Genomic DNA, 12,150 nt, shown 5'->3' with positions numbered 1-12,150 from the left:
CGGGTGATGGACGGGGACATCCCGGAGGACGCCGCGATCATACTGTTCGACGGCGTCTGTAACCTCTGTAGCGGGTTCGTACAGTTCGTCCACCCCCGCGACCCGGAGGGGAAGTACCGGTTCGCCTCCCTCCAGTCCGAGGTCGGACAGGCGCTGCTGGCCGAACACGACCTCCCGACCGACGAGATCGAGTCGATCGTCCTGATCGAGGACGGCGAGAGCTACGTGAAGTCGGCGGCGGTCATTCGGATCGCGACGGGACTCGGCGGCCGCTACCGGCTGCTCTCCCCGTTCCGATACGTCCCCGCGCCGGTCCGCGACCGCGTGTACGACTTCGTCGCCGAGCACCGATACCGCTGGTTCGGCAAGAAGGACCGATGTATGATGCCGTCAGGGGACGTGGAGTCGCGGTTCATCGAGTGAGAAAACGCGGCGGCGGTCAGTTCGCGCCGCGTCGCTCGTAGGTGACGAACGCGAGGTCGTCCTCCGCCTCGCGGTCGGTTTCGGTCCATTCCTCGGCGTCCCACTCGGGGAAGCGCGCGTCGCCGCCGGGACGCTCGGGGATCTCGGTGATCACCAGCCGGTCGGCGCGGTCGAGGAACTGCTCGTACACCGTCGCGCCGCCGATGACGTAGACGGCGTCGACGCCGCGGTCGGCGGCGTCCGCGGTCGCGCGAGAGACGGCCTCATCGAGGTCGTGTGCGACGACCGCGCCGTCCGAGAGGTCCGCGTCGTCGATCGACCGCGTCGTCATCACGACGCTGGTCCGGTCGGGGAGCGGGCCGCCGAGCCGGTCTCTGATCCCCTCGTACGTCTTCCGGCCGACGATCACCGGGTGGCCGGTCGTGAGCCGCTTGAAGTGCGCCAGATCCGCGGGGTAGTGCCACGGCATCCCGTCGTCGTCGCCGATCACGCCGTTCTCGGCGACCGCGGCGACGAGGACGAGGTCGGGATCGGCGTCGTCGCCCGCCATCACTCCGCGACCGCGAACGAGATGCCGTCCGTGCTCTCGTAGTCGACGAGTTCGACATCGTCGTAGGTCAGTTCGTCGAGCGGTGCGTCCGCGATCTCGATCCGCGGGCGGTCGCGGGGCGTCCGCGAGAGCTGTTCGAGCAGGCCGGGCACGTGGTCGTACCCCTCCTGACCGTTCGGCTCGTCGGGCGCGGTGCGCTCGACCCAGCTTTTCACGTCGAGGTACTCCTCTTTGCTCTCGACGTTCGCGAGCCGCTCTTGGACGTACTTCAGGTTGTTCGCGTACCACTTCCCGCGGTCGCCGCGGCCGCAGTAGACGTGGGCGTCGACGACGGTGTGACCGAACTCGCCGACCTCGAAGCCGGTCCGCTGGGCGAGTGCGTTCGCGAGCAGCGCGTACGCCGCGATGTTGAACGGGACGCCGAGCGCGATGTCGCCCGAGCGCTGCGTGAGATGGAGATTGAGCCGCCCGTCCTGGACGTTCACCACGAAGCTGTAGTGGCAGGGCGGCAGCGTCGAGACGGCGGCGTTCGCCGGGTGCCACGCGTTCACGACCATCCGGCGCGAGTGGGGGTTCTCCGCCAGCGTGTCGAGGACGTACCCTATCTGATCGAACGTGCGGCGTTCCGTCCCGTCGTCGGCCTCCTCGACGGTGACCCAGCGGTGCGCGTCGTCGGGCCACGTCTCGCCGGGGAGCGCGGCGTCGTCCGCCGGAACCGGATAACGTCGCCAGAACCGGCCGTACGCGGTGTCGAGCTTCCCCTCGTCGTCGGCCCACGCGTCCCAGATCTTCGTCTCCTCGCGGAGATTCCGGATGTGTTCCTCGCCGGAGAGGTACCACAACACCTCGTGGATGAGCGAGTTCCACCGGTAGCCGTCCATCTTCTTCGTAGTCAAGAGCGGGAACCCCTCGGCGAGGTCGATCGTGTACTGCCCGCTGAACGTCGCGATGGTGTCGACGCCGGTCCGGTTCGGCTTGTACGTGCCCGTCGAGAGCGCGTCGTCGACGAGGTCGAGGTACTGTTGCATGGTGGGTCGTGCGCGCCGGAACCGACCCGGTCGCCGGCGCGGACTGTTGTCGGATGAAACGAGTCGGGACACCTAATAACGTTGATCCAGCCGGCGACGTCGACCGTGATCCGAGTCGGTTCGCGGGAGACCCGGCCGGGCGGAAACGGCGAGGCCGCCGCGACGGCCGCGACGACGCCTCACCGATACCGCTCGGGGAGGTAGGGGTCGAGGGCGTCGGGGAGCAGCCGGATCAGCGCCGCCGCGATCTCCGCGAGGCGTCGGCGCAGGACGGCGTACACGGCCGCGACGACGACCGTGCCGATCACGACCTCGCGGAGCGGGCTGTTGACCAAGAGGAGGAGGGGGATCGCTAGCGCGACGCAGATCGCGAGGTCCTCGACCGCGCCGTCGTACCGGACGCCGCGGTGCGGGGCGACCCACTCCTCGCGGTAGTGATCGTACACCGCGCGGTCGGAGTTGCCCTCCCACGGCCGGAGCTCCAAGCCGCCGCCGAACACGTCGGCGACGCTGTGGAGCGCCGCCCCGAGGAGGAAGAGGGCGACGGCGACGGTGACCGTGGAGGGAGCGAGGAGCGCGGCCAGCGTCGCCGGAACCGCGAGCGCGGAGTAGTAGACGGGGTAGTGGAACGTCTTGCGGTGCCCGGTGTACATGTCGAGGTCGGGGAAGAGACCGCCGAGGAAGCCGGCGGCGAACCCGACCGGGGCCAGCTCCGGCGCGACCCGAACCAGCGGGGCCGCGAGGAGCATCCCCGCGAGCACGTGGGTCGGGAGCATCATCGTGGCGGAAACGAGGCGACAGAACGATATGAACGTGTCGGGTTCCCGTGGAGTCGTTCCCGCGCTCCCGCAGGTCATTTTCGTGTTCCCGCGCTCTCGCAGATCGTTCTGTCGCTCCCGCGGTCCGTTTATGTTCGCCCGGCCAAACCGGGGCGTATGCTCATGACGCCGGGACCGACCGCGGTCCCCGAACCGGTGCGCGAGGCGATGTCCCGCGAGCTGATCAATCCCGACGTGGACCCGCGATTCCGGGAGATATACGGTCGGGTCACGGAGCGACTCGCGACCGTCTACGGCGTCGATTCGGGGGGAGCCGAGAACGCAGGCGCGGACGACCGGGGAAGCGCCGCGACCGCCGAGCGCGACGTGGTCGTCCTCGGCGGCGAGGGAATCTTAGGGCTGGAGGCGGCCGTCGCCTCGCTGGTCGAACCCGGAACCGAGGTGTTGTGCCTGTCGAACGGGCTCTACGGCGAGGGGTTCGCCGACTTCGTCGAGTCGTACGGCGGCGAGGCGACGCTCGTCGCCGCTCCCCACGACGAGCCGCTCCCGCTCGACGCGCTCGACGAGGCGCTCGCGGCCGACGACGCCGACTTCGACCTCGCGACGACCGTCCACTGCGAGACGCCGACCGGGACGCTGAACGATATCGACGCCGCGCTCGACCGGATCGAGGCCGCTGACGGGGAGATACTCACGGTCGTCGACGCCGTCTCCTCGCTCGGCGGGGTGGCCGTGCCGACCGACCGCATCGACGTGTGTCTCGGCGCGTCCCAGAAGTGTTTCAGCGCCCCGCCGGGGCTCGCGACGGCCGCGGTGAGCGACCGCGCGTGGGCCGCGATGGAGGAGCGGGACCCGCACTCGCTGTACGCGAATTTCCTCCCGTTCCGCGACGTGAGCGACGAATTCCCGTACACGCACCTGACGACCGAGGTCGTCGCGCTCGACGCGGCGCTCGACCTATGGCTGGCGGAGGGGCTCGACGCGGTCCGGGAGCGACACGAGTCGGCCGCGGCGCGGTGTCGAGAGCGCGGCGCGGCGTTGGGGTTGGAGACGGTCCCGGACTCGGAGCGAAGTTCGCCGACCGTGACCGCGTTCCGGGTTCCGGGGCGGGCCGCGGAGTTACAGGAGCGACTGCGGGAGGCGCACGACGTGGTGCTGGCGACCGGACTCGGCGAGAGTGCGGACGACATTCTCAGGGTCGGCCACATGGGCCACAACGCCCGCGTCGACCGCGTCGAGGAGACGATGGACGCCTTGGAAGCCGTCTTATAAGTGGCTGTTTGCCGTCACGGAGCTCGTTCTGTCGCGCTCGACAGCAGGTTCCGGGAGGCGACGCGAACGCTCTCGGCCGATTATTTATAAGTGGTTGCCGTAAAATCGGCAGAAGATTCCAGATCCCCCGGCTGCTCGGCCGTACGAGAGCAGATTTGTTTATAAATGGCTGATCGGTACGAACACCGTCGAAGTCCCAGCCGATCGGCTGTACGATGATCTTGTTTATAAATCGCTGAGCGCACGAACACCGTCGAAGCCCCAGCCGCGAGGACCTCCGAAAGACGGTCGCCTCGCTTCGCTCGGCGCTGCGTCTTTCGTGGTCCCGCTCGCTTTCGCTCGCGGGACTCGCGCGACTCGCTGTGCTCCTCGGTCGTTCGCTTCGCTCACTCCCTGCGGTGCTTACTTCGTCGTGCTTCGTCCTCGCGGCTGCCCCTTCGAGTCCCACCCCACACCGCACAGCAACCGCACCTCATACCTCCCCAGCCTCGTCGGTCGCCTCCGCGTTGCTCCGGCGACTGACTCCCTCGCGCGGCGCTCCTCGCGCCCTGTGGGGCGCTCGGAGGCGCGCGCCACCGCGACCGGGAGTGTGGACTAGCGTAAGAACTCGAATTCCGCCTCCGGAACGCCCTTGCCCCCGCCGCGATCAGATCGGCGCATGAATCACCGAGAACTCGGCGGCGTCGGACGCGTCAGCGAGGTCGGCTACGGGGCCTGGCAGATCGGCGGCGACTGGGGCGAGGTCACCGAAGACGAGGCGGTCGCGGCGGTCGAGGCCGCCCGCGACGCCGGCGTCGACTTCTTCGACACCGCCGACGTGTACGGCGACGGACGCTCGGAGCGGATCGTCGGCGAGGTGCTAGCCGACGAGATCGCGAGCGGCGACGTGACGGTCGCGACGAAGGCCGGCCGCCGACTCGACCCGCACGAGGCGGACGGGTACGGCGAGGCGAACCTGCGGCGCTTCGTGAATCGGTCGCGAGAGAATCTGGGGACCGAGACGCTGGATCTGGTCCAACTCCACTGCCCGCCGACGGACGTCTACTACCGGCCGGAGACGTTCGACGCGCTGGCGACGCTCGCCGAGGAGGGGCGGATCGACGCCTACGGCGTCAGCGTCGAGCGCGTCGAGGAGGGGCTCAAAGCGATCGAGTACCCGGGCGTCGAGACGGTCCAGATCATCTTCAACCCCTTCCGCCAGCGCCCGGCGGCGCTGTTCTTGGAGGAGGCCGCCGCGCGCGATGTCGGCGTGATCTGTCGGGTGCCGCTCGCCTCCGGGCTGCTCACGGGCGCGCTCTCGCGCGACGACGAGTTCCCCGAGGACGACCACCGCAACTACAACCGCGAGGGCGAGGCGTTCGACGTGGGCGAGACGTTCGCGGGCGTCCCCTTCGAGGCGGGCCTCGACGCGGTCGACGCGCTCGGCGAGCGCCTGCCCGACGACCGGCCCCTGCCGGAGTTCGCGCTGCGGTGGATCCTCGATCACGACGCAGTCTCGACCGTGATTCCGGGGTCGACGACGCCCGAACACGTCCGGTCGAACGCGGCCGCGAGCGAGGCGGACCCCCTCTCCGAAACCGAGCGCGAGGCCGCAGGCGAGGTGTACGACGAGCACGTGCGGGCGCACGTCCACCAGCGCTGGTGAATCGGGGTTCAGGGAGAGAATCCCCGTCGGTGGCGACGGCGAAACGCGTCCCTTTTTCCGCGCGATCGCGACCGGATCGGCAGAGGCGACCGTGGAGAGCGAACGCGACGAAACGGCGACCGAGCGCGGGGAGGGCAACGAGCGCGGAGAGGGCGACGAGCACGACGGGGGCGACGAGCACGACGGGGGCGACGAGCGCGACGAGGGCGACGAGCACGACGGGGGCGACGAGCGCGCGACCGACTCGATCCCCGCCGACGAGCGCGAGGCCTTGGAGACCATCGCGCACGGCGCGGTACTCACCTCGGGCGGGGTCGCGGGCCAGCGGGCGCTGACGGCCGCGACCGAGTTCGTCCTGACCCGCGGACTCGGGCCGACGGCCTACGGCGTCTACGCGCTGGCGTGGCGGATCGCACAGTTGTGCTCGCGGCTCGTGACGTTCGGGAGCGTCCCCGCCATTCAGCGGTATCTTCCCGAGTACGCGGACGATCCGGGGCGGCAGGGGACGGTCGCCGGCCTCGCGTACGCGACGACGGTCGGGTTCGGGGTCGCGTTCGCCGGCGGCGTCTGGCTCGCTGCGCCGGCGATAAACGCCCGGACCGTCACCGAGCCGGCGTTTCCGGGGACGATGCGCGCGTTCGGGGCCCTCGTCGGCTTCCTCGGCGTGGTGATGGTCGCGTCCGCGCTCTTCCGCGCGGTCGGCTCCGCCCGCGGCGAGATCCTGTTCAACAAGCTGCTCCGGCCGGGCGTCCGGCTCGTCGGCGCGCTCGGGGCGCTCGCGCTCGGCTACTCCGTCGTCGGCGTCGCCGGCGCGATCGTCGCCGCGACAGCGCTGCTCGCCGCGGCCGCCGTCCCACTCTCCGCGTCGGTCACCGGCGTCCGCCCGTCGATCCGGGGCGTTCGCGGGGAGGCGCGGCGGTTCTACGACCACGCGGCCCCGGTCGCGATGAGCAGCCTCGGGAAGGTGTTCCAGAACCGCGTCGACGTGCTGCTCGTCGGCGCGCTGCTGACGGCGACCGCGGCCGGCGTGTACAACGTCGTCCTCGTGGTGATCGCGGTCGCGTGGATCCCCCTCCTCTCCTTCAACCAACTGCTCCCGCCGGTCGCCTCCGAGCTGTACGCGAGCGGCCGGACCGAGACGCTCAACGCGGTGTACGGCTCCGTCACGCGACAGATCGTCACCGCGGTCGTGCCGATCCTCGCCGTGTTGACCGTGTACGGCCGGGAGATGCTGGCGCTGTTCGGCGAGCCGTACGTCGCCGGCTACCTCCCGCTCGTCGTCTACCTCGGCGGGGTGTTCGTCGGGAGCGCGGTCGGCGCGACCGGGTGGCTCCTGATGATGACCGACCACCAGTACGCGCGGATGGCGCTCGACTGGCTGCTCGCGGTCCTCAACGTCGGACTGACGTACGCGTTCGTCGTCCGGTACGGGCTCGTCGGGGCCGCGCTCGGCACGTCCCTCGCCATCGCGGTCCAGAACGGAATTCAGGTCGTCCTCCTGCGTCACTTCGAGGGGCTGTGGCCGTTCGACCGCACCTTCCTCCCGCCGCTCGCGGCCGGCGGCGTCGCCGTCGCCGCGATGTACGCGGTCCGCGCGCTGTTCGCCGGACCGACCGCCGTCCTCGCCGGCGTTCCGGTCGGACTCGCCGCGTACGCGTCGTCGCTTTCACTCCTCGGCGTCGACCCCCGCGACCGGTTCGTCGCGCGGCGGCTGGCGCGGCGGTACCGGGTCGCGCTCGCGGAGCGGTTCCGGTAGCGGGGCCCCGACGGCCCGAGGGTCCATCAGCGACCGGCGAGCGGCCGCCCGTCGCGGACCGCGACGATTTATGAACCGACCGCGACGTAGAGTGCGTATGCAAACGATCGACCGCGGGTCGGCGGGGTCGGCCCGCGTCGCGATCGTCGGCGGAATCCACGGCGACGAGCCCGCCGGCGAACGGATAGTGAGACGCCTCGCGGACGAACTCGATCCCCTCGATGAGACGACCGAGGACGGATCTGGTTCGGCGGGACTCGTCCGGCTGATAATCGCCAACGAGCCGGCGATAGCGGCCGAGACGCGTTATACCGACGCCGACCTCAACCGGTCGTTCCCGGGCGACGCCGACAGCGACGAGTACGAGCGCGCGCTGGCGGCGCGGCTCGCCGCCGAGCTGGAGGGGTTCGACGCCGTGCTCGCGCTCCACACCTCCCACAGCGCGCCGCCGCCGTTCGCCATCTTCAGCGACCTCACGGAGTCGGTCCGTCGCACCGTCACCGGGCTTCCGGTCGACCACGTCGTCGACGCGAGCGGGCTGCGGTCGACGACGCTCGACTCCACCGTCCCCCACACCGTCTCGATCGAGGTGGGCCGGCAGGGCAGCGAGGAGGCCGTCGAGTTCGGCTACGAGGCGTGTCGGGCGTTCCTCCGCGTCCACGGCGCGATCGCGGACGAGGAGCCGACGTTCTCGGAGACGACGGTGGTCGAGGGCCGCGAGGAGGTGCCGAAGGGCGGCGGGGAGCCGCACGTCCACTTCGCGAACTTCGAGCCGATCCCGGAGGGCGCGGTGTTCGCCGAGGACGACGTGTACACCCACCGCGTCGAGGAGCCCGGCGTGGTCCCGATCCTCGCCAGCGAACGCGGCTACGACGATATCTTCGGCATGTACGGCCGCGTCACCGGCATCGTGAAACCGCCCGGAGTGGGCGAGAATCGAGTGTACCCGATCGACGAGGAGGACGACGCGGAGGGCGAGGAGGGGAGTACGGGAGGCGACGACGGAAGCGAGGACGACGGAAAACGAGGCGGGGCGAACTGAACGAAACGGTTCAGACTGATCGGAACGAGCGGCGTCGCTACTTGGCGGTCGGCGTGATGTCGCCGACGGCGTCCATCACCTGGACCGCGGCGCTGGCGGCCAGCCCGCGGGCGACCTCGTCGGTGTCGGACTCGGCAATTCCGGCGTCGAGGTCCTCCGGGTCCGGCGTGAATCCGGCGGAGACCGGGTGGCCCGCCGGGGGGTTGACGGCGACGGTCGCCTGCGGACCGTTCGCACCGACAGACAGCTCGGAGCCGACGGCGTAGCTGTCGGGGAGATACGATTCGGTTCGCGATACGATTCCGGCGACCGCGCGCCGGAGCTGTCGTTCCTGATCCGGAGAGAGGTCGACGGCCGCGGGCGAGCCCGCGTCCGTCACACCCGGTGCCCCGGCGTACGGGTTGTTGCCGTTCATTCGAAGACACGACACGTACGCGGCAACGAGTCAAAAAGGCGTCGGCGGCGACAGGATCCGCCCGGCTGCGCTACAGGATCGGCTCGGACTCGCCGTAGGCGGCGATCACCACCGCGGTGGCGTACCGGTCCGCCTCGGCGGCGACCGTCTCGACGCGCGTCTCTCGGTCGGGAAGCTCCCAGTCGCGGAGGTCGGCACCGGCGTCGAGGCCGTCGCGGATCCGATTGCGGACGTCGTCGCCGTCCTCGCCGGTCACCTCGTAGAAGAGGCCGGGACCGGGACCGGTCGCCCAGCCCAGCCCCGCGACCGCGTCGGGATGTCGGCGGGGCGCGCGCTTCGACTCGGCGTCCTCAGCGCCCGCGCGGCCGCCCTCGCGGAAGTCCACCGCGTCGCCCGGGCCGATCGTCCGACGCGCCTCGACGACCGTGAGCCGGTTCCCCGCGGGGCCCAAGTTCGGCGCTTCCGAGACCGCCTCAACGGTCGCCTCGGCGGGGACGACGGAGGAGACCGCCACGAGGTTGTAGTTGTGGAGGTTCGCGTCCGCGAGCGCGGCGTCGTAGGAGGCCATCGCCGTGTCGGCGACCCCGACGCCGCCGGCGACATGGATGGTGTTCATCGACGGGAAATCGGCGACGAGCGCGGTAAGGGGTTACGAACCGACTCGGACGACCGTCTCGGATGGGTCCCCGAATCGAGACAGTCGTGGTGGCGCGTGCCTCCGAGCGGTCGCCGGAGGCGACCGCGAGGAGCACCGCGCGAGGGAGTCGCCGGCGGTCGGAGCGGAGCGACGGCCGCCAGCGACGAGGCTGGGGAGGTGAGAGGTGCTGTGCGGTCGCGGTCGGGTGGGACTCGAAGGGGCAGCCGCGAGGACGACGCAGGCGACGCAAGCACCGCAGCGAAGGAGCGGTAGCGACTGAGCGAGGAGCACAGCGAGCGTGCGTCGTCCTCGCGGCTGGGGCTTCGGCGGTCTCGGTCGGAACGTCGGAAGCGACTACATCGTAGCGAGCGGCCGGGAGTTCCGAGGCGGTCGCGGACGCTCCGTTATCAACCTATTATAAGTGACCCGCCGAAACGCCAGCTGCGGTAACCGGTCCAAGACTCACTCGGAAAAGCCGACCGCCAGCCCCGCTATCGTCGTCTCAGTACTGGTAGTTGATGACCTGCTCGTCTTCCGTATCGGCGTCCCGAAGCTTGTCGCGGGCGGCCTCGAAGTCCGCCTGCCGGACCTCGGTGCGGCCGTCACGGATGGCGAACATTCCGGCCTCGGTCGCCAGCGACGCGATGTCCGCGCCGCTGTACCCGTCGAGGTCGCTCGCGATGACGCCGAGGTCGATGTCGTCGGCGACGTTCATCTCCTGCGTGTGGATCTCGAGGATGCGCTCGCGGCCCTCCGGGCCGGGCTCGGGGACCTCGATGAGCCGGTCGAAGCGGCCGGGGCGGAGGATGGCCTCGTCGAGCATGTCGAAGCGGTTGGTCGCAGCCATGATCCGGATCTCGCCGCGGTCGTCGAAGCCGTCCATCTCCGAGAGGAGCTGCATCATCGTCCGCTGGACCTCGGCGTCGCCGGAGGTCTTCGAGTCGGTCCGCTTGGCGGCGACGGCGTCGATCTCGTCGATGAAGATGACGGCCGGCTCGCGCTCGGCGGCGAGTTCGAACAGGTCGCGGACGAGCCGCGCGCCCTCGCCGATGAACTTCCGGACGAGCTCGGAGCCGGCCATCTTGATGAACGTCGCGTCCGACTCGTTGGCGACCGCCTTCGCCAGCATCGTCTTCCCCGTCCCCGGCGGGCCGTGGAGGAGGACGCCGCTCGGGGGTTCGACGCCGACCTGCTCGAACTGCTCGGGGTTTTCGAGCGGGTCCTCGACCGCCTCGCGGACCTCCCGGATCTGGTCGTCGATGCCGCCGATGTCAGCGTAGGTGACGTCCGGGGACTCGGTGACCTCCATCGCCTGCGCCCGGGAGTCGGTCTCGTCGTCGAGCACCTGCTGGACCGCGAAGGAGTCGTTGATCGCGACGCGGTCGCCGGGACGGAGGTCCTCGTCGAGCCGCGAGGCGGCCTGCGTGAGCACCTCCTGGTTGTTGCCGTGCTGTTTGATGACGACGCCGTCGTCGGTGATCTCCTCGACGGACGCGATGTACAGCGAGGAGGTCTTCAGCACCTCGTTTTCGCGTTTCAGCTGTTCGACGTCGTCTTTCAGGTCGCCGCGGCGTCCCTCGGCGTCCGCGAGCCGGTCCTCTAATTCCTCGTTCACGTGAACGATCCGCCGGAAGTGCTGGCGGATCGCCTCCAGCCGCTCCGCGTCGCTCATCTCGGGGTCGAGCTCCAACCGCGGGCGGTCGGGCAGTGAGGGGCTGTGAGACATTCGTTATGCCCGGATAAGATGCGGGCGTAAATGTGCCTTTGGGTCACGGAGAGACCGTTGGATCGCCGAGCCCGAACCCGCGAGTTCCGGTCGCCGCCGCGATCGTGTCCCGGCCGCGCCGTCTCCCGAATCTGACGGACACTCGCCTGCCGACCGGGATTATCAATTTAGATAGGCAGAAGTGAGGTTTTTAACTCAAGGCGAGCGAACACCGGCATATGGACGCACGCATGGCGGGCGGACGCGCCGACCCGGTACTCGCAGACCGAGATCCGCGGACCGGGAGGGCCCTCCCATGACGGAGGCTCCGGACGCGACCGTTCTCGCGGTCGACGACGAGCCGGACCTCGCGGAACTGTACCGGGTGTACCTCGACCCGGCCTACGACGTACGGATCGCGACCGGCGGCGAGGAAGCGATCGACGCGATGGACGACGCGGTCGACGTCGTCCTCCTCGACCGGCGGATGCCCGACATGTCGGGCCACGAGGTGTTAACGGAGATCCGCGGCGAGGGGTACGACGCCCGGGTGGCGATGCTGACCGCGGTCGAGCCGGACGTCGACATCGTCGAGATGCCGTTCGACGACTACAAGACGAAACCGGTCACCAAAGAGGATCTCCTCACGCTCGTCGAGGTCCTCCTCCACCGCGCCGCCTTCGACGAGCAGAGCCAGGAGTTCTTCGCGCTCGCCTCGAAGAAAGCGGCGCTGGAGGCCAGCGGCACGACCAACTCCGAGGAGTACGAGGAGCTCATCGAGCGGATGGAGTCCGTCCGCCTCGAGGTCGACGACACGCTCGATCTCCTCTCCGCGCGCGACGCGTTCGTCGAGGTCCCCGGCGAAGTGCCGTAGCGCGGGCCGCAACCGCCTGTACCC

Annotated in this window: 12 protein-coding genes; 6 read left to right on the top strand and 6 right to left on the bottom strand. The window is 69.9% G+C overall.

Translation table 11 applies throughout. The annotated features are described in order from the left end of the window. The first annotated feature begins 6 nt into the window (after positions 1-6). A complete protein-coding gene (locus tag QOL69_RS02260; protein ID WP_048077840.1) occupies positions 7-423 on the top strand; it encodes a thiol-disulfide oxidoreductase DCC family protein in 417 nt (138 codons plus the stop codon). 16 nt (positions 424-439) lie between these two features. Here QOL69_RS02260 and QOL69_RS02255 read toward each other — a convergent pair whose 3' ends face one another. The 3 genes from QOL69_RS02255 to QOL69_RS02245 form a co-directional block, all read right to left on the bottom strand. Then, a complete protein-coding gene (locus QOL69_RS02255) occupies positions 440-973 on the bottom strand; it encodes a dihydrofolate reductase (protein WP_283401876.1) in 534 nt (177 codons plus the stop codon). After that, entirely contained in the window at positions 973-2,001 is a 1,029-nt protein-coding gene (gene thyA / locus QOL69_RS02250) for a thymidylate synthase (protein ID WP_283401875.1), read from the bottom strand. The genes QOL69_RS02255 and thyA overlap by 1 nt, the downstream gene beginning before the upstream one ends. 179 nt (positions 2,002-2,180) lie before the next feature. Further along, positions 2,181-2,777, bottom strand: a complete 597-nt coding sequence (locus QOL69_RS02245; RefSeq protein WP_283404198.1) for a metal-dependent hydrolase — start codon at positions 2,775-2,777, stop codon at positions 2,181-2,183. A gap of 159 nt (positions 2,778-2,936) precedes the next feature. Between QOL69_RS02245 and QOL69_RS02240 the strand changes: the two genes are divergently transcribed. The 4 genes from QOL69_RS02240 to QOL69_RS02225 all read left to right on the top strand — a co-directional run bounded on the left by QOL69_RS02240 (position 2,937) and on the right by QOL69_RS02225 (position 8,495). After that, positions 2,937-4,052: a pyridoxal-phosphate-dependent aminotransferase family protein gene (locus QOL69_RS02240; protein ID WP_283401874.1), complete on the top strand. Its 1,116-nt coding sequence runs from the start codon at positions 2,937-2,939 to the stop codon at positions 4,050-4,052. Positions 4,053-4,710: 658 nt separating this feature from the next. Beyond that, positions 4,711-5,697, top strand: a complete 987-nt coding sequence (locus QOL69_RS02235; protein ID WP_283401873.1) for an aldo/keto reductase — start codon at positions 4,711-4,713, stop codon at positions 5,695-5,697. 247 nt (positions 5,698-5,944) lie between these two features. Next, positions 5,945-7,453, top strand: coding sequence for a lipopolysaccharide biosynthesis protein (locus QOL69_RS02230; protein WP_283404197.1), 1,509 nt, complete (start codon positions 5,945-5,947; stop codon positions 7,451-7,453). Positions 7,454-7,550: 97 nt separating this feature from the next. Further along, positions 7,551-8,495 carry a M14 family metallopeptidase gene (locus QOL69_RS02225; protein ID WP_283401872.1) on the top strand — a complete coding sequence of 315 codons (945 nt, stop codon included), beginning with the start codon at positions 7,551-7,553 and terminating at the stop codon, positions 8,493-8,495. 37 nt (positions 8,496-8,532) lie between these two features. Here the strand turns inward: QOL69_RS02225 and QOL69_RS02220 are convergent, their stop codons facing one another. The 3 genes from QOL69_RS02220 to QOL69_RS02210 form a co-directional block, all read right to left on the bottom strand. Beyond that, positions 8,533-8,910 carry a DUF5811 family protein gene (locus QOL69_RS02220; RefSeq protein WP_006628157.1) on the bottom strand — a complete coding sequence of 126 codons (378 nt, stop codon included), beginning with the start codon at positions 8,908-8,910 and terminating at the stop codon, positions 8,533-8,535. Between the two features lie 70 nt (positions 8,911-8,980). Then, entirely contained in the window at positions 8,981-9,526 is a 546-nt protein-coding gene (locus QOL69_RS02215) for a pyruvoyl-dependent arginine decarboxylase (RefSeq protein ID WP_283401871.1), read from the bottom strand. Positions 9,527-10,049: 523 nt separating this feature from the next. Beyond that, positions 10,050-11,273, bottom strand: coding sequence for a proteasome-activating nucleotidase Pan2 (locus QOL69_RS02210; protein WP_048077845.1), 1,224 nt, complete (start codon positions 11,271-11,273; stop codon positions 10,050-10,052). Between the two features lie 295 nt (positions 11,274-11,568). Here QOL69_RS02210 and QOL69_RS02205 point away from each other — a divergent pair, with 295 nt between their 5' ends. After that, on the top strand, positions 11,569-12,126 hold the full coding sequence (locus tag QOL69_RS02205; protein WP_048077846.1) for a response regulator: 558 nt from the start codon (positions 11,569-11,571) through the stop codon (positions 12,124-12,126). Positions 12,127-12,150 lie beyond the last annotated feature (24 nt).

This window comes from Halorubrum sp. DM2 (assembly GCF_901686465.1).
Taxonomy (GTDB): Archaea; Halobacteriota; Halobacteria; order Halobacteriales; family Haloferacaceae; genus Halorubrum.
The sequence above is the reverse complement of the archived record's forward strand: the minus strand, read 5'-3'. Positions and strand labels throughout refer to the sequence as shown.